The sequence below is a fragment of the Nocardia thraciensis genome (assembly GCF_054782435.1).
Window position 1 is genome coordinate 1 of record NZ_BAAGSM010000045.1, and the last position, 17,044, is coordinate 17,044.

Sequence of the window (17,044 nt, forward strand, 5' to 3'; positions counted from 1 at the left end):
GGGGTGGTCCCATGCTCATGGCAAAAACGGCTCCGAAGTGGTCCCTTCCTCCTGGCAGCCGACACTCGAGGACCTACTGCAGAAGCTGAACACCTACGCCGACAAGCTCGGCTACACCCATCGTGTGTTGCTGGTCTTGGGCGCCGCGCCTAGATGGTGGTGGGTCGGCGAAGACGGTTTCATCGACATTTGCACCGAGTCGGCAATTGAGGCGCTGTATCAGCATGTGCCAGCAACACCCATCGTTGGTCTACGCCAGATGGCTGACCGTGTCGCCGCCTCTGTGGGTGACGGTGGCCGTTCCCTCGTCGAGATCAGCACACATGTACACGTACTCTCCGATTCGCAGGCCGAACCGCCGGACGTAGATACCCAAGCCGTGGGTGAAGCCAGTCTCGTCGTTATACCCGGCAGTGCCGCACGGGTCGCCTCGTCCGTCGGTCAGCTCTAATCTCATGGCCGGAGTACCAGGCGGGAGCCATCGACGCAGCAGCACTCCGGTCAGCCTGAAGTTGGATGTCACGGCCAACATGACCCATGGGCGACCGTTCGACGTTACACCGGTGCGGAAGTAGTGGTTCTCCGTCAGTGAGCGTGCCCGTGCCTGTCCTTGTACGGTCGCAACCACGTCCGAAGTGACCTGCGTACCACGGACGGTCCACGCATTTCGGTCCAGCTGCACGAACGCGGGATGGAAGGTCAGATACACACTGGCCGTGCTGAGGTTTATGCCGAACGCCTCAGCGGTCTCCATCAGGCTCGTGCGATCGAGGACACCGTTCGGCGACATCCTGATCAGTTCGACGAGAAGCGCTGCCTCGACACCTAGCTCCGCATTATGGTCCAGCGGGATTGTCGAGCTGAGCTCGTTATCGTCGACCGCAAACTGGTCGTGCCACTCGCAGAACGCCCGCAGCCCAGTGAGGCTCGGAGCCACCAGATCGGCCTGGTTTGAGGTCCGGCCGGAGTTGCGGTAGGCCCAGAAGTTTTCGACCGCCTCCCGTGCGCTGAGTAGATCGACAGGCTGGTGCACAGATAGAAGGGTGCGGAGTGTGTTGACCAAGCGGTTGCGCACTGCGGGCCCCCAGGTGACCTGATCCTCATCGAGCCACACAACCGACTCCGTCGCCGTCAACAGTGCTCTGACGTCGTCCTCGGTGACGACGACACCGGCGTCGAGTACCTCGTCGCTGACTTGGAGCAGCGTGGCGAGACCCTGCCGTTCGGCAAGTCTGCGAGTTGTCCTGCACACGGCGGTGAGGGTGTCAGGGTCATCCGTGACGACCCCGTCCTTCACATCTAAGTCGAACGGCCGTCCGGCGAACTCAGCACACGCACGCAGGCTACCGAGACTGTATCGGGTGGTAGTCAGGCCTCTGTGGAGCAGTTCGTCGGCCAACGCCAACTCTGTGCAGGGCAGCTGCCCGTTCGCAAGCTGTAGCGCGGCGTCGAGCTGCGGCCACCACAGGTGCAGACCGTAGAAAGTTTCGTGCTGCTTCTGGATCTGACGGGCGCGTTCGCGCGTTACGCCCAAGGCGCGCCCTGTTTCCTCCAATGTCACGGGTGGCTGTCCGAGTAGTCCATACCGTGTGGCCAAGCCATTGATGACGGCCGGACGGCAGGGCCGGCGTTTGCCGTGAATCATCCTGTCCGCCTCGGACAGAATTCTGATGACTGTTGTCTCCAGCGGTTCGGTGTCGTCAAAGGTCGTTTTGGCGAACTCGCTAAGCACACTTGCCAGGTCAGATCGCGTGTCTGGCCGATCTGGCCCCTGGACGGCGGTGGTTTGGCCTGTCATCAGGCGTCCGTGTTCCCAGCCGAGCCGAAGCCGTTGTTTAGGGCGGCGGCGTAGATCCTTCTCAAGTTGTCGATCTGTTTGTCGGTCGGCGTCTTTCCCGCATTTAGCAGTGCTGCCGTACCCGAGGCAATGCGTCTGTCTACGGGGGTGAGTTTGTTGTGCTCGCTTGCCCAGTCAGCCAGTTCCGACCATGGCGCGCGGAGCAGGTTCTCGGCGCTGATGTTGGACGCAACGACCTGGGTCGGAGTCTTCGTGGTGAGGTGGGCGACGGTTGCCCCGCTGAGCTTCCATGGTAGAGTGCGCGCTTTCTCCCAGCATGCTGGTTTCTTGGCCCATTCGCTGATATTGCCGGGTGCTCGCTCGAAGAACGACCGGAGCAGTTCTGCCAGCGCGGGGATCTCGCTGCGCAGCTCCTCGGGCAAATTTTGTGTACGCCAAATGACGTCGAGGTCGAGTCGTCGGCTGGTGCGGTTGCTGATCATCGCAACGGCGTATGCGACGACCTGTGCCTTGTAGCCTTCCAAGCCGTTCTCTCTGAACGTCTTTGCCACGATCTTGTCGGTGTGCCGGAACAGGATCGCCTTCGCGATAAGGTGCTCGAAGTAGCATCGATCCGGTTTCTGGTCTTGCTCCGGACGTTGCGCGAGCCGTAGTGCGAACTCAGTGAAGCATTTTTGACCGCCTAAACTGACGGCGTGTGGAACCTCGTCCCAGGCGAGTTCGAATTTTGCTAGGTCGGTCTTGATGAACTTCTGCGCTGGCGGATGGATCTCCTTGAACGCCTTCTGCCTGGCCGGCGTGCCCGTCCTGGCTACTTCGTCCTGATACTGGCCGCGGGCACGTTCGTAGAACCACCGGGTCTGCTTCTGGCTGCCGTTAGTGGCCGGTGCCCATACCGAGCGGGAGAGGCGTTCGATATCGACGTGGAAGGGATGATTGGTGCTGAAGTCCGCCTCTTGGACCTTGTTCTGGCTGTTGGCATAGCGCGAGATCAGTGGGACGAGCGCGGTGAGCTGGTCTGGCGGGACGACGGTAAGCTTCATCTGGACGTGTACCCCATCCAGCGTCGCCTTCTGTTTGACTGCCGCGTGGTAAAGCGACGCGGTGGTCTGGCCACCGTTGACAATCTGCAAGTCCTTCAGGCTGGCGATGGCGCTGCCGCCCTCGCGCGTCCTAATCACATCGACGGCGGATGCGGTTGCAGAGATGCCGTTGTTGTAGGCGAGGAACCGGCGTGGCTCGTTGAGGATGGTGTCCCGGATACCCTGGTTGACCTTGCCTCTTGCCTGCAGGAACGACCGCACATTCAGTTCGAGCAGGCGAGCGGAGTACGTCGCATAGATCTCCTTCAACACGGCGCCGGGCACAATGGCCAGCATCGTGTGACATCCCTGCTCATCGAGGTCGGTGGGAAGGCACGGGATTGGCGCACCGAACCGATTGACGAAATCAATGTGGATGGGCTCCTGCTGTCGGCCGGAGGTCACCAATCGGTGCAACCGCACCACGTCCCAGACCTGAACCGACGTCTGTACATCACCGAACTCTGGCGTTGTCAGGTCCTTCCTGGTGGCGACCGCACCATCGGTGAACACCCAGAACCGAACGCGGGTGATTTCCGGCAACGCCTGGTTGATACTCTGCGCCATGTCGAACACCGGTGAAGCCACCTCAAGCCCGGCAGCACCGGTCCGCGACACTTTCTCCAGGAAGCCACGCAGCCGACGGAGACAGGTCTCGACGTCCGTCTTGCCGACGGATGCGGGCGGTACTAACTGTCTGAGCACGACGCCAAACAAGTCGAGCGTCTGGCCATCGCCGCTGATGTCGTAGCCGGAGATCTCCTCTCCGCGCGCTTGGTGGAAACAGGCCTCCCCACCCTCCAGCTCAGCGACGTCGGCAAGCTCACCGACCATCCGTTCGAGGAAAACGTCGCGGATGTTCCTCTCCGCGCCCGTCACACCGGCCTCTGTGAGCAGGTCTTGCTGGAGCGACTCAGCGAACTGGTCGAATTCGGTGTAGGTCATACCTTCATTCCCAGGGCGTTGATCATGTCTTCGTGACCGACCAGAAACTGGGCGGCGGCAAGCAGGTCGACGGTATACACGACCTCGGACACCCCGAGAGGTTTGGTCTGTTCGGTGATCCGGGGAAAGCCATCGGTCACCCGGTGGACTGTCCGGCGGCGCAGCGCGTATCGCCGGTCCTCGTACAGTCGGCCCTGCGTGTCGAGATAACCGGCCCGCACCAGCCGCTGCTCCAGCTCGGCTGCGACACCGAGGCTGACCGCTTGGTTACGCACCTGGCGAACGAGCTCGGGAAGAGATACTCCACGTCCACCTTGTCGCGCATCGAGCGCCAGCGTTACCAGGAACAACGCTTCGGGATTAGCGTCGTCGAGCTGTCGTTCGCTACTGATCCGAACCCGATTCGCGTCGTGTCCGGCTCCGGTCTTGACCTCCACGCTGCCCAGCTCGAATTGGAAGTCCTGTAGCTGCTGGTCGGGACCGGTCCATGCGTACACCGCCTCGGGGCCGAATGTCGGAAGGAACAGGTCGGACAAGGTGTGCAGCTCGCCGAATAGCCCACGCTGCTGCTCACGTGACAGCCCGTCGGGACTGACGTCCGCGAGCATCCGCTGCCACTCACCCAACCGGTTCACCACCACGCCGGCCGGTTCCGCGGTGACCTGCGAGAGCCTCACGAGCACATCGGCCACCAACGCCGTGAAGATGTCCGTGTACGCACCTGCTCGCAGCACTAGGTCCAGTGTGGTCCCATGGTCTGGGAGGCTCCCTGGCGCGACCACTACGCCGGACGTGACCAGCAGTCCGTTCGTCGCCCTAGCCGGAATTATGTCGGTGACCACTGAGAAAACCCGCCGCGCGGCCGGGTACTCCACACCGACGAAACAGTGATGTGGGCTGTCTGCCAGTACCCGCCGAACCCGCCGACCTGGCGACATCGGGCCACTCTGCGTGTCGTGCAGCTCGGCCCAAAGCTCCTCCAGATCCGTGGTGGACGGGACGGCGTTCATAGCTGCTCCTCGGAGTCCTGGCTGCCGAACTCCTGGTCCCACCACAGGTTCGTCACCCGGTATTTGATGGTCTTTGCGGTTCTGCTCCTTGGGAAGCTGAGGGCAAACCCGACGGGCGGCAGGTCGGGCCGCATCCATGTGTCAGGAATGAGCGGATATAGCAACAGCAGTCCGCGACTCGGTGGGCGGACCTCACGGATGAAGAGTCCGCCCGGCGTACTTGGCGCCGTCTTCCTCGTCTTCGGGTCCAACTGCCAGGCGTCCATGGTCATCTCCAGCGCTCGCCCGCGCTCCTCATCAGAGAGGTCCATGGTCTCGTCGGTCGGCGAGACGAGGCGACGGATCACATAACGGTCGTTTCCTGCTCGCAAACCAGCCTTGTACTCGGCGTCGGCATTCGCACGTTCCTTGGGCAGGTACAGCGCCCGCTGCACTAAGCCGACTTCGAGATCATCGATCTTGTGAGTCTGGTCGCTGCCGGAGACCGACACCAGCCCCACTGTCCACGTTGTGAGCTCCGGTTGTTTGGTGGTCAACAACGTCCGGATATACTCGGCCAACGCTCGCGGCTGCGCCTTGGTCGCGACGTCGGACGCTTGGTACTTGTCCAAGAAGTCCAGTACGTCAGGCGCAGACACATCGTCCCACCGGACGGTCCCGAGAGCACTCCGGCGGGATGCCGGAGTACCCATTGCACTGACCAGCCGCTCGACAGTGCCCAGGTTGTCGCGGAGCACATCTTCGTCCGTCTCGAACGTGATCGACTCGCTGACGGTTTGGGAGAACGTGATGTCGACGTCGGTGCCGTTACGCATCTTGGTACTGGCAGTGATCATCAGCCCATCCGGGTGCGCGCGGACCCGGAGCCCATACTCCCGCGGTGTTTTCCCGAGAGCCGCCATGTACTCGAACTCGCGTAGCAGCTCCTCGTTGGCCAGAGCGATGTCGCGGTACCACGCGGCAAGCTCGTCGGTCGTGTAGAGCCGACACAGATCTAGATAACCGGGCCGGTAACCGAACCAGCGGCCCATCTGCATCAGCGTGTCGTACATCTTCGACGCCCGCAAATAGTAGCTGACCGTCAGCCCTTCGAGGGTTAGCCCGCGGGAGAGCTTATCTCCACCGATCGCGATCAAAGTGAGCGGCCGCTCGGCCTCGCTGTAGGTCAGGGCGTCCTCCGACTTGCCGTTGAGCACGCGCAGTTCAACGTCATCGAGGACGCCTGGAATCGCATCGCGGATCTGCGCCCAGTCGACCACCGTGTCAACTTCCGACGTTAGGTCCGGGACCCGCAGCAGCGCTTCGGTGGTCGGTACGAAGTCTTTTCGCCAAAGAGACTCCAACGCAGGCCATGGGGAGTCCGGGCTGGTCGGGTCGCCGTGCCATATGCGCTGGCGCATCAGGTCCACATACTCATGCAGCGCCCGGCGGACCAACGCTTGCACGTCGGTAAATCGGGTGACGTGCACAAGCATTGAGTTGTGATCCTTTTGGCCACGAACCCGGCGCGCCGCCGTCGCGAGCAAGAACGCGTTTATCGCGGTGAGCAGCGAGGTCGGCAATCTGCCCGGGACAGTATCTTTCTTGTGCTTGTTCGGGAGCCACATCTCATGGTCGTCGAACGTATCGATAATCGGCAGACCAGGCTGTCCCTCGATGCCCGAGTTCACGTCGCTGTCCAGTCCGAAAACCGTGTTCACGCCGACGTAGTTGCTCGGTGGACGGAGGTTGATGATGAAGCTGCGCGGGAACAAATCTTCGCCGTACTTGTCGGTCTTCTCGTCGGCATCGATGAATATGTTTGCAAACGGCGTTGCGGTGTAAGCAAGGTACGCCGACTTCTCAAATGTGTGCAGCAGCTTCCGGATCAGACCGTTGATCTTGGTTGGGTCGTAGTCGTCGATCGGCTCACCGTTCTCGTCGATCGGTCGGGCCTTGGTGTTGACCGAGGCGTTGTCCGCCTCGTCGTCGATCACCAGCAATGGCACATTACGTACAGTTTGCTGTCCAGTCTCTGGGTCAAGTTCCTGGTTCAGTCGGGTCGCCCACGCGTGCAGATTCCGCAACACAGAGGCGTTTTTCTTGACCACCAGAATGACCGGGTCACTGCCGCCCGCGTTGAGCCAGACCTGCCTGGCAACCTTGACCTGAAAATCGCCCTTCTCGTCGCTGCTGGTCAACGAGTGGACGTGGAGAAACTTCCCCTTCATCTGCCCGACACCAACCTTGGCATTGGTCTGGTCGTAGCTGCGGTTGCTTCTGGTATCGAACCCGAGGAACTCCATGTCCAAGCGGTGCTGGGTCTGGCTGCGCAGACTGTTGTGCAGACCGGCTAACACGACAATCAGGCGATAGCCCGCGTCTGCAGCCTTGCAGATCACGCCTGTGTAGTTGGCGGTTTTGCCGGACTGTACTTGGCCGACAACCATCCCACGACGGTCCCACTTGCCAGGCCGGTCGGGTTTCTCGAACGAGCCCAGTATCCGGTCGGTAACCTGGTTGATACTGCGGATCTGTGCTGGTGCCCATCCCTTCCGGCCCAGATACCGCCGATACCGGTCCCAGAAGTTCCACTCGATCTCGTCCTTGCCAGCGTCGAGCCAAGGCACATGGTCCTCATGACCGTTGAGAACTTGTTCAGTCGGAAGCCAGACGTTGCACCGACTCTCCACATCCCTCCGCAGCTTGCCGACGTCGACGTTGACCTGCCCCACGGCAAGCAACGCCTTGGCGACCGCCTGTTCGACGTCGCTAGCCGTGACGTCGTCGGCGTAATCGAGCAACGTCAGGGCAATCTCCATCGCCTTACGGTGATCGGGGTTCATGCCATCTCCTGACCCAGTTCGCGTGTGCAGACCTCCCGGACGAGCTCAGGGAAGTCAGAGAACGGTTCCATTGTCAGCAGCCGACCGACAATTTCTTTGCCGGACGTCCCTGTGCGTCTCAACGCTCGGACGACATCGATTAGCACCGACCGGACCGTCTCCGATGCGGTCTCCTCGAACGGTGTCGCCTGTCGCCCCTGCCCGTCCGCATGATTCAGGATGATCAGCGGAATCGGGACAGTCTCCTCCAGTAGCCTGACCATGGCCTCGACGTCACCGCCGTCTGCAGTCATGAGCAGCGCAGCCACGAGCGGGTGCTGCCGGTTGATCTGATAGGCGATCTTCGTCCCGCGCGCAACCTGCAGCCATGCCTGAACCACGTCAGCACGACTGCCACGCTGAAGTACCTTGCCGCGATGTCGGTAGACATTCGCCGACCGCAGCCGAACGACCTCTGCAATTCGCCGCAACTCGGGCACCAGCGCACCCGGCGCGCGGGCCACCGACTTGCGGACGTCGATCTGCCAGTCGGAGTCCATATGGTTGGGCAGGTCGAGCCGGATCCGGGCCAGTGAGGTCAGCTCCTCCCGCCTGAATCCGAGCCCGAGCCAGCTTCCGGACACGATCAGCCGCCGGTTCCGGTAGACGTACAACCCTTGCTGGGAAGCCCAGCCACGACGACCACCAGCGGTGATGTGTTCCTGAGCGGACAACCTACTCACATGTGGCAGGACGAAGGACTTCACCCTGATCAGCTGGCCCCGGTACGTCAGCGACTCGTCCGTGACTACCTGGGTTGTCTCGTGGGACTCGAGAAACGGGTCCCAAGGCACGACGTTCCGGCCGTTCACCCGGATAGTGATTTGTCCGGGACCCGTGACATATCGATGGAAGGTCATTCCGAGATGCGTGGCAACCCGGTCAGCGACGTTGTAGAAGTGCTTCTCTGCCTGCTCGTTGTGCGGATCTGGGGAGACAATGAGCCGGTCTAGCTGTCGCCACAGCACCACCGTTCCCGATTGATCACCATGCAGCTCGTCCCATAGTGCCCGGTCTTCGGATGTCAACCTTGTCAGCAGCTGCCAGCCACCAACGCGGACAACGTGGTCAAGATCCCACGTCCGAGCTTCCACGGATGATGTCGTTGTCGCCGACATGACGACCAGCCGCCGACCCTGCGAGAATGACGCGGTCTTGAGGCCGAGCCCGAATCGCCCGAGATCGCCCGGGTCTCTCATCGTCGAGGGGCTGGTCGTGCCGGGCCGCATCGCCTCCCGGAGCCTTTCGCCGTCCATCCCGCGACCATCGTCTGCGATCGCGATCCATGACTCGTTGCCAGCCCAGCGCAGACGGACATCGACCGTAGTGGCTCCGGCTGTGATGCTGTTGTCAACCAAATCCGCAACTGCGGTTTCGGTGGCGTACCCGAACGCGCGAAGCGACTCCACTAATGACTCTGCGCGAGGTTCAACGACCTCGTAACCGGTCACGTTCCCGACCCCAGACGCAGTACTACCTGCTGCGCAAGATGGCAGTCGGCGACTTCGTTCCTGCAGAGGTGACCGCGAACCACGATCAGCCACATGTTTGTCGGCTCCTGGACTTCGACGTTCCGATCCGCGTCAAGGTCGGCGGGCAGGTCGAACCAGCTCAGAGAGGCCGTTTCGCCTGCTGGACCGGGGTTAACGATCTCGTACCCGACGCTGTTCATCTCATCCCCACCACCCACCGCACCCCGTTGGCGCCATGGCCGTTCGACCGAACCGTCGACGCAATCGAAACTTCCCCTGACAAAGCGATCAGTTTAGGCCCCCGTGGCTCCGTCTGCACTGTCTGCTGTTAGGCGCCTAACGCAGCACAGACAGTGCTGTACCGCAGCTCACCAGTCGATTCTGATGTGATCAAACCGTTACGGTGGTGGCGAGTCGCCCTGGGCAGAGATCGTCGGACCCCACGGCTATCGTTACAGTCGTCCATCGGCCCCGGTGACGGACGGCAGCTCGACACCGGAGATCATGAAGTTGTTGACCCGGGACGACGTCTGTGTTCTCCTGGTGCTCGTTGATGCAGGTGTTCGGGGAAGGGTACGGGCGGGTGTCCACCTACGGGGTCAAGCTGCAACGCAGTGACGATCTGCGACTTGTCCGCCATCCTGGAGGCTGCACTAAGGAAACTTTCGAGCAGTGGTGCGCACAGAGACTGGCGGAAGGACAGCAGTTGGCTGTCGACCTGTTCTCCGGCGCCGGCGGGCTGAGCCTTGGGTTGGAGGAAGCTGGCTGGACGGTCGCGGTTTCCGTCGACAATGACAAGAAGGCAGTGCAGACACATAGCCACAACTTTCCAGGCTTGGCACTGGACTGTGACCTCAGCGAGCCTTCGGAACGTCATGATCTCGTCGAACTACTCGGCAAGACCGAGATCGATCTCCTCGCAGGCGGACCTCCGTGCCAGCCGTTCAGCCGTGCTGGTCGCAGCAAGATTCGCAGTTTGGTGGTCGCCGGGCACCGCGAGGAACACGACCATCGGCGTGAGCTGTGGCAGGCGTTTCTCGATGTGGCGCTGGCCGTGCGGCCTCGAGCTGTCCTGATGGAAAACGTCCCGGACATGGCGCTCGGTGACGACTTTGCCGTGGTGCGAACCATGGTCGACGCATTGGAACGCGGCGGTTACTACGCCGAGTTCAGGCTGGTCGACGCGTGGCGTTACGGCGTACCCCAGCATCGGAAACGTCTCATTGTCCTTGCGCGACGTGATGTCGAAGACTTCGCTTGGCCAGCCGAGCAGGACAAGCAGCCGACACTGCGCGACGCTATCGGTGACCTGCCCGATCTTGACGACACCATCGGTGGTCGTGAACTGGCCTACCGCAAGCCACGCCATCTGCCTGCCTTCGCCGAGATGATGCGAGCCGGTGCCCGGGTTGGCATCGTGTGGGATCACATGACGCGGCCGGTACGTGACGACGACCGGAAGATCTTCGACATGATGGATGCCTCCACCTTGTATGCCGACCTTCCCGAGCATCTAAGGCGCTACTCAGCCGAGACGTTCGACGATAAGTATAAGAAGCTCGACTGGGACTCGGTGAGTCGCTCCATCACTGCGCACATCGCCAAAGACGGCTACTGGTACATCCACCCCCAAGAATTGCGGACCTTAACCGTCCGCGAAGCCGCCCGAGTCCAGACATTTCCTGACCGCTTCCGTTTCGCGGGTACTCGCAGTGACGCGTTCCGCCAGATCGGTAACGCCGTCCCGCCGCTGCTTGGCCGCGCGGCGGCAACCGCACTTCGTCCGATTCCAGCGGACGAACGTTCCGACGAGCGACAGTGGGAGGCTTCACGCTGGGTACAGGCCAGGCAGGCGCTCACTAGCTGGGCTAAGCGGCAGCAGCGCGGACCCAACTGGCATGCACTGCCTGGTCAAAGCGTAACGCCGGTCGTAGCCGCAGTCGCAGCGCTCCTGATGAGTCGTTCGAATGCTCCGAAGGGCGCCGGCGGGGCACTAACTACGATTCGAGGCCGCGCAAAGCTGACAAAGGCCGAACTCGACCAGATGCAGGAAGAGCTTCAGACATCGACTGGGCGTCAGATACTGGAACGATTCCGGCCGCTGCTGCCAAAACGCAAGGTGTGGACGGACCTCGAAGCACTGGCCGAGGCGTTGGCGATGAAGGCAGCAGAGGAGCGTACTTTCCGACTCCTGGCAGGAGAGGACGTGCTTCTGGCCTCCCAAGCGACTCTCAGAGTTGCGGCACGAGTAGCCGGCAGCAAGTCCGACAAGACCAACAGGTTGAGCGATGGCCGTGTCGATCTGGCCAGACTGGTCGGAGCGGGCCCGGATGCGCCGCTACGTGCAGCTGCACTCCGAGTGATCGGCAATACCGTGTGTAAGGGGTCTAGTAGTCTCTGTGGTGACTGCCCGCTTCGCCGGCAGTGCGCTAGCAACTCCGCTGAGCGTGCAGTGCAGACTCTGTTCTAGCCACCTGTGATTCTTGGCGCTGCCTGAACTTGCTGGCGGCAGCCGCAATCATTTGTGTCCGAGGGCATGTGAGGACTTGCTCATTCGACGTCGTGATAAGGGCTTCAGATACATCTGCATCTTGTCCGGACCGAAATGACAGGGCTGCCGCAGGTAGATGATCTTCGCCCGAGTCGCGGCCGGTCCAGGGACGGGGGGCTGGTGGCGCGGGCGGTCGCGGCGAGGGCGTCGTGGAAGTAGACGCGTTCGGCGCGGGTCATGGCGGGGTGCATGGGGCCCAGTTGCAGTTCCCAGCACACGATGGCGGTGGTGTCGAAGACCGGTGAGTAGGTCGATCACGCGATCGCGGAGTTCGGTATCGGGGTCGTCGACTAGGTGGGCGGCGACGTCGGCGAGCACGGTGACGGTGCTCAGGTTGCTGTTATCCAGGCCCCGACCTGCGAAAAAGTTGTTTGGATCTTGGACGGAATCCGTCGGTTGTGCGCCACTGCGTACTTCGCGGACGATCTGAGACGTGACCGGCGGTCCGGTCCGTAGCGGGCTGGTCTGGGTTTGACCTCTGTAAACTGGCTGCATTCGTCGCAAGGTGAACCATCGGATGTACTGGTTGCTGGGCTCGATGATCTTGGCGGATTTCTTCGAATTGCAATCGTTGCACAGCAGTTGAAGGTTGGTTACATCGTTCAAGCCGCCCTCCGCGAGGGGAACCATGTGGTCATAGTTCTCCCCGGACATCGCGTGCATCAGCCCAGTCAGGTCACGTCGGCAGTAGGTGCAATGCCCTTGATCTCGAAAGAAGACGGCTCGCTGGACCCACTCCGGGATCTTTTTGCGTTTGAGCCGTCCTCGTCGTGCGAAGAGCTTGGCAATCTCGGGTTCGTCGCTGCACGTCTCAGCGTCGAGTTCGGAGATGAGAGCGGCGGCGATCAAGTTGAGGTTGTAGAGCATGGTGCGGTACGGGAAGACGGTGTGGAAGACCTCGTCGGCCATCCTCTGCACGAGCTGCTCGTAGGGTGCGCTCCACATCACATCGTTGACAAAGTAGTCATGGCACATGTCGGCGGCATCAGGCGTGCTGGGTACCTCGAAACTGTCGCGTGCACGCTCCAGGCCGTAATGGCGAAGCGCTACAGTCACTGACATGTACCGCACCGTGCGGTACTCCCCGGGTGTCGCCTTGTTGTGAACCTCCCACGTGGAAGGCTTGGCATCTGCCTCGTCGTAGAATATGTCGTGGATGGCCATTTCTGTGAGACGATGAACGAGAGTTTCTTTAGACCAAGTCGCGATGAATTGAGCTTCCGACCTCTGGTCGTGGATGCGGGCGATTGTCGGCAGGCCGGCGGAGGCCATGTGATAGAGCCGGTTGGCGAATTCGAAGGTGCGATGACCGTTGTGGGAGAACCATTCTCGATCTTGAGCTTTCGTTGAGCGCATAGTCCGATGTTATGCGCGAACACTGACACGACCTTGCTTTCATTCGCAGCAGCAAATCCGTCTGAACGTGGCGCTCGATCGACTTGCGCGTCGGACTGACGGTCAGCCGCGCTGACCGACCGTGATGCGCGGGCGCGGGGACACGGCTTCAGGTGCGGGCGCACTCGCTGCGAATGCGGGCTAGGTGCTCGTCGGACTGCTGGTCGATGCGGATGTCCCGAAGGTGTTGTGGACTTGGATTTCCAGCGCGAGTCCACCGTCGATGGGCGGGCGGTGAAGATCGCGCCGATGGTCGACGAGTACACCCGTGAATTGCTGCATCTGGTGGAACGGACGATCACCGCTGAGAAGCTGGTCGCCGAACCCGAGCGGGTGTTCGCTGCCCATGCGGATGGACAACGGTCCAGAGATGATTTCTGAAGCGTTGCAAGCATTTTACGGAAGTCGGGAGGCAAGATCGTCTACACCCCCTCGGGCACAGGTGGACCGACGGTTTCATCGAGTCGTTCAACCGGCGACCACAGGTCGAATACCTCAACCCGCAATCATTGGACCAGCCTGCTCAAGGCTCAAATGGTGATCGGCGACTTCAAAACCGAGCACAACCACCGTCGCTGGCATTCGGTGCTGGGGTATCTCACCCCAGCAGGGGACGCTGTGACCTGCAGCCACACCGACCACGCGTAGCCTGCAGCACCGACCGAATCGGGATCAAGCACAACCTGAACTCAGCTACTGGATGGTCTCGTCAACGTGTACCGATCAGGTCGCCTGCGGGGGCGTTACATTCACGCCTACAGCACAAGGCCGGGAGAGACTGACGGAGTTTGTTATCGGCACCAGCCGGTGCGGTTCATGCGTTCGAAAAATGCATCGTCTGCGGCCTGGATCTCGTTTTCGGTTCGGGGGCGTGTTTTGGTATTCGGTGGCGTATCGTCCAGTAGCTCACGCATCGGTTGCTGTAGTCGCGGGTCGGCTTTGTGCAAGAGCCCTTCGGCTTTGGATTTCGCTTCGGCACGGGCACGACGGTGGCAGTCGAGCAGGGCGGTCTCAAGTTGAGTGTTGTTCCAGCGCATGGCACCGGGTGCGATCTGAAGGTTGGTGATGTCACCCTGGGCGTTGACTTCGACTGTGACGCCGCGGATCTCGCCGCGACCACGAATCTTCTCAAGAGCGCGGGCGAGCTGGATGCCACTGCGGCGGACGTCGGCGAGGGTTTGTTGGATCCGTTGTTCCCAGGCAGTCAGGTCGGTCACTTGCGCCCTAGTTTCTTGAGGACCTTCTTGACCACTTCCGGCATCGGTCGTATGTCGTCCTGACGTACCTTCTCCTGGCCCGTGTAGACACGGTAGTAGTGAGTGAGCTTGGGGCCCAACAGCTTTACCACGTCGGGTTCGTCGAAGACGTTCTCCACGAACGACACCGCGAGGAGATCCGACACCGCGTTTTGCCCGTCGCCCCAGCCGTCTTCAAGCTTGGTGAAGAACGCCGCCAAACGCTGCTGCGGGTCATCACTGTCGCGGACCACACCAACGACCCAGCGGGCGATGTCGCCCATGAGAATCGTGGGCAGCATTTCGTTGTTGTCGCGAATGTGCTCAGCGATGATCGGGCGAATCTCGGGCTCGATGCCGGCAAGCTGTTCGATGAACGCCGACAGCTCGGGCACCAGGCTCCTAGTCCACGCGTTCAGCATGTCCCGGATCTCTTGGTCGGTTCGATCATTCATATCGTCGCCGTGCCCTTCTACTTGCCCGCCATGGCATCCATCAGATTCTGCAGCTCCTTGATCGCGACTGCTCGGTCGGCGGGATCGGTGTTCGCCTTGTTCATCAGCCAGTTCGCCAGCGCCTTCTGTGACTCCATGCCCTTCGTCAGATGCCACTTTCCTTCTGTGGGAACGAGATTCGCATACTCGTTGCGGACCGCGTCTGCCGTCGTGCCGTCACCGACCCGGCCCGGGTTGTTCGCACCCTTGTACAGGTCGTTGATGATGTTCTGCAGCTTGGGGTTGTTCACCGTCGGCTTCGTGGCTGGTACCTTCGGCGCCGGCGGTGGACTGCCATCTCCGGATTTCCACAGCTTGGTCTTGGCCTTCTCCAGCCATTGTCCGATCCTGGTGGCCATCGCCCGGAGCCGGCCCGGCACGCTGCCCGCGATCCGGGCGGCGATCGTGGCCGCGGCACCGGCGAGGCGGTCGATGATGCGGCCGATGCGGGCCGCGTAGATGGCGATGCGCCCGGCGGCGGCGCCATTGCCGAGTTCGGACAACCCGCCGGTGAACGGGATCAGGATCGCCATCCCGACTTCCCAGGCGGCGGTCTCGGCAAGCATCTTCTCAAGCTCGTCGAGGATCTCGGAATGGGCGTCGTCGAGCTGCTGTGCGTAGTCGCTACACGCGTCGCCGAGTTCGCGGAACCCGGCTTGCAGGTCCAGGTAGTCGGCGGTGGACTCGCTGCATGTCGCGATTGCGGTCGGGATCTCCGGTGATTGCTGGTTTTCGAGCAACGACACCGCGCCGGTGATCGGTGTGGTCGCGGTGTCGAGCGCCTCGGCGGCGGCGTACCAGACGTCGCGGGCGGCGCGCAGCTGGTCCTGATGCCCGTTCGGCCAGGCCAAACCGGCGACTGATTTGATCAATGACCATCCGAGCGGTTCCGCGGTCCCGCCTCCGGCGGCTGCGGGCACCGAGATCGCTGGGCACGGTTCCACGCCGAGGACCGGTGGGTCCGGTGGCGCGGTGCCGTTCGGGTTGGCCGCGGCGTCTCCGGAGGCGTGGTTGTAGGCGCCGGCCGCCAGCAGATCACGGACGCGGGCGGACTTCGCTATCAGTTTCGATGATGCTTGCAGGGCCGCGTCGACTGAGTCGTCGTAGCTGGCCGCCCATGCCGTTCCGGCGGAGTCGCTGCCCGCCATGCCGCCGTACCCGGACAGCGTGCGGACCAAGCCACCGTGGACGTCCTCGGTGCCGTCGCGGACACCACCGAAGGACTCGCTCACCGAGCGGTAGTCCGTGGGACGGCAGACGATGATCGGGAATGTTGGCGGTGCCATTACTTGGGCCACATTCCGTCGTTGGCGTCGGCGGCGCCGGAATAGTTCCCATGAGCGCGGCGCGCGACATCACGCAGTTCGTCCAAGTTTTCCCGCATCTCCGCCGCCCCGGACATCCACTTCGTATGGGCAGCGTGCTGCGCTTCAGCGGCCTGACTTGCCCACGACAGATGCAGGTCGGCAACATGCTGATCGACCTCCCCGAGGATGCCGTCGACTTCGGCGCCGAAGGCCGTCATCTTCACGATCGCGTCGTCGAGTTGCCCCAGATCGATCCGGAACTGGTCGTCAGCTGTCATGCCTGTTGTCCCCCGACCTGGGTGATCGAGTCCCGGTTGCGTTCATCCTGAATCTCATACTGGGTCGCGGCGCTGGCCAGGTCGGCCGCAGACTGCTCCAATGCCTCCACAATCGCGTCGGCACCGGCCTTCCACTCCAGCCAAGACTCGTCATACGCCGACGCGGACCGACCCCGCCATCCATCGGTCAACAAGTCATGCCCGACTGTCCGGTCGAGCTGAGTCACTTTCTCCCGGATGTAGCGCGCCTTGTCGCCGATGAACCCGGCCGCCTCACGCAACCGCACCGCGTCGACCTGCACTCCGCCCGACATGCCGTCCCCTCCCTTTCGCCACGACTAAGGGCCTGTACGCACTATAAGGCGCACGTTCGATCGCAGCACTCCCCCTGCCCCGCAGCTCTCGCACATCGGGCCTCGAGTGCGCTACTGCCGCGCGGGACCCGGCGGAGGTATTTGGGACAGCCCGGCGGTTGGCGCGAGGTTCCACAAGGTGCGTGGTCAACCAGACGCCCGACATCGGCTGCCGACTCTGGATCCGAGTCGGTCTTGAACCGTCACGAGTAAGGGACCGGCTTCGGTGTCAGACCAGCGCCGGTCGGCGTGGTGGTTGT

The 17,044-nt window shown here is 62.0% G+C and carries 14 protein-coding genes; 3 read left to right on the forward strand and 11 right to left on the reverse strand.

Features of this window, described 5'->3' with window-relative positions; genetic code table 11:
• Positions 1 to 250: 250 nt before the first annotated feature.
• The 5 genes from ACYVLQ_RS29165 to ACYVLQ_RS29185 all read right to left on the reverse strand — a co-directional run bounded on the left by ACYVLQ_RS29165 (position 251) and on the right by ACYVLQ_RS29185 (position 9,150).
• A complete protein-coding gene (locus tag ACYVLQ_RS29165) occupies positions 251 to 1,732 on the reverse strand; it encodes a hypothetical protein (protein ID WP_460700748.1) in 1,482 nt (493 codons plus the stop codon).
• A 65-nt stretch (positions 1,733 to 1,797) separates the two neighbouring features.
• Entirely contained in the window at positions 1,798 to 3,825 is a 2,028-nt protein-coding gene (locus ACYVLQ_RS29170) for an AIPR family protein (protein ID WP_460700749.1), read from the reverse strand.
• Positions 3,822 to 4,835 carry a PD-(D/E)XK motif protein gene (locus ACYVLQ_RS29175; protein ID WP_460700750.1) on the reverse strand — a complete coding sequence of 338 codons (1,014 nt, stop codon included), beginning with the start codon at positions 4,833 to 4,835 and terminating at the stop codon, positions 3,822 to 3,824. The genes ACYVLQ_RS29170 and ACYVLQ_RS29175 overlap by 4 nt, the downstream gene beginning before the upstream one ends.
• A complete protein-coding gene (locus ACYVLQ_RS29180; protein WP_460700751.1) occupies positions 4,832 to 7,660 on the reverse strand; it encodes a Z1 domain-containing protein in 2,829 nt (942 codons plus the stop codon). Before ACYVLQ_RS29180 ends, ACYVLQ_RS29175 begins: the two co-directional genes overlap by 4 nt.
• Positions 7,657 to 9,150 (reverse strand): ATP-binding protein, encoded by a 1,494-nt coding sequence (locus ACYVLQ_RS29185; protein ID WP_460700752.1) that lies wholly within the window; start codon positions 9,148 to 9,150, stop codon positions 7,657 to 7,659. The genes ACYVLQ_RS29180 and ACYVLQ_RS29185 overlap by 4 nt, the downstream gene beginning before the upstream one ends.
• Positions 9,151 to 9,724: 574 nt before the next feature.
• Here ACYVLQ_RS29185 and ACYVLQ_RS29190 point away from each other — a divergent pair.
• Positions 9,725 to 11,641, forward strand: a complete 1,917-nt coding sequence (locus tag ACYVLQ_RS29190; RefSeq protein ID WP_460700753.1) for a DNA cytosine methyltransferase — start codon at positions 9,725 to 9,727, stop codon at positions 11,639 to 11,641.
• Positions 11,642 to 11,689: 48 nt separating this feature from the next.
• Here the strand turns inward: ACYVLQ_RS29190 and ACYVLQ_RS29195 are convergent, their stop codons facing one another.
• A complete protein-coding gene (locus ACYVLQ_RS29195) occupies positions 11,690 to 13,078 on the reverse strand; it encodes an HNH endonuclease (RefSeq protein WP_460700754.1) in 1,389 nt (462 codons plus the stop codon).
• Positions 13,079 to 13,312: 234 nt separating this feature from the next.
• Between ACYVLQ_RS29195 and ACYVLQ_RS29200 the strand changes: the two genes are divergently transcribed.
• Both ACYVLQ_RS29200 and ACYVLQ_RS29205 read left to right on the forward strand, forming a co-directional pair.
• The gene (locus tag ACYVLQ_RS29200) at positions 13,313 to 13,498 is read left to right on the forward strand and encodes a hypothetical protein (protein WP_460700755.1); all 186 of its coding nucleotides are present in this window, start codon (positions 13,313 to 13,315) and stop codon (positions 13,496 to 13,498) included.
• A gap of 36 nt (positions 13,499 to 13,534) precedes the next feature.
• The gene (locus ACYVLQ_RS29205; protein WP_460700761.1) at positions 13,535 to 13,765 is read left to right on the forward strand and encodes an integrase core domain-containing protein; all 231 of its coding nucleotides are present in this window, start codon (positions 13,535 to 13,537) and stop codon (positions 13,763 to 13,765) included.
• A gap of 143 nt (positions 13,766 to 13,908) precedes the next feature.
• Here ACYVLQ_RS29205 and ACYVLQ_RS29210 read toward each other — a convergent pair whose 3' ends face one another.
• The 5 genes from ACYVLQ_RS29210 to ACYVLQ_RS29230 all read right to left on the reverse strand — a co-directional run bounded on the left by ACYVLQ_RS29210 (position 13,909) and on the right by ACYVLQ_RS29230 (position 16,745).
• Positions 13,909 to 14,334: a YbaB/EbfC family nucleoid-associated protein gene (locus ACYVLQ_RS29210; protein WP_460700756.1), complete on the reverse strand. Its 426-nt coding sequence runs from the start codon at positions 14,332 to 14,334 to the stop codon at positions 13,909 to 13,911.
• On the reverse strand, positions 14,331 to 14,747 hold the full coding sequence (locus tag ACYVLQ_RS29215) for a DUF7674 family protein (RefSeq protein WP_460700757.1): 417 nt from the start codon (positions 14,745 to 14,747) through the stop codon (positions 14,331 to 14,333). Before ACYVLQ_RS29215 ends, ACYVLQ_RS29210 begins: the two co-directional genes overlap by 4 nt.
• A gap of 77 nt (positions 14,748 to 14,824) precedes the next feature.
• Positions 14,825 to 16,132 (reverse strand): WXG100-like domain-containing protein, encoded by a 1,308-nt coding sequence (locus ACYVLQ_RS29220; protein ID WP_460700758.1) that lies wholly within the window; start codon positions 16,130 to 16,132, stop codon positions 14,825 to 14,827.
• Positions 16,132 to 16,431: a WXG100 family type VII secretion target gene (locus tag ACYVLQ_RS29225; RefSeq protein WP_460700759.1), complete on the reverse strand. Its 300-nt coding sequence runs from the start codon at positions 16,429 to 16,431 to the stop codon at positions 16,132 to 16,134. Before ACYVLQ_RS29225 ends, ACYVLQ_RS29220 begins: the two co-directional genes overlap by 1 nt.
• Entirely contained in the window at positions 16,428 to 16,745 is a 318-nt protein-coding gene (locus tag ACYVLQ_RS29230; protein WP_460700760.1) for a WXG100 family type VII secretion target, read from the reverse strand. The genes ACYVLQ_RS29225 and ACYVLQ_RS29230 overlap by 4 nt, the downstream gene beginning before the upstream one ends.
• Between the last annotated feature and the right edge of the window lie 299 nt (positions 16,746 to 17,044).

What these genes read in the sequence shown, in the direction of transcription:
- ACYVLQ_RS29190 (WP_460700753.1), top strand. Translation starts at nt 9,725, where the DNA reads ATGCAGGTGTTCGGGGAAGGGTACGGGCGGGTGTCCACCTACGGGGTC.
- ACYVLQ_RS29225 (WP_460700759.1), bottom strand. Translation starts at nt 16,431, where the DNA reads ATGACAGCTGACGACCAGTTCCGGATCGATCTGGGGCAACTCGACGAC.
- ACYVLQ_RS29175 (WP_460700750.1), bottom strand. Translation starts at nt 4,835, where the DNA reads ATGAACGCCGTCCCGTCCACCACGGATCTGGAGGAGCTTTGGGCCGAG.
- ACYVLQ_RS29230 (WP_460700760.1), bottom strand. Translation starts at nt 16,745, where the DNA reads ATGTCGGGCGGAGTGCAGGTCGACGCGGTGCGGTTGCGTGAGGCGGCC.
- ACYVLQ_RS29170 (WP_460700749.1), bottom strand. Translation starts at nt 3,825, where the DNA reads ATGACCTACACCGAATTCGACCAGTTCGCTGAGTCGCTCCAGCAAGAC.
- ACYVLQ_RS29180 (WP_460700751.1), bottom strand. Translation starts at nt 7,660, where the DNA reads ATGAACCCCGATCACCGTAAGGCGATGGAGATTGCCCTGACGTTGCTC.
- ACYVLQ_RS29220 (WP_460700758.1), bottom strand. Translation starts at nt 16,132, where the DNA reads ATGGCACCGCCAACATTCCCGATCATCGTCTGCCGTCCCACGGACTAC.
- ACYVLQ_RS29195 (WP_460700754.1), bottom strand. Translation starts at nt 13,078, where the DNA reads ATGCGCTCAACGAAAGCTCAAGATCGAGAATGGTTCTCCCACAACGGT.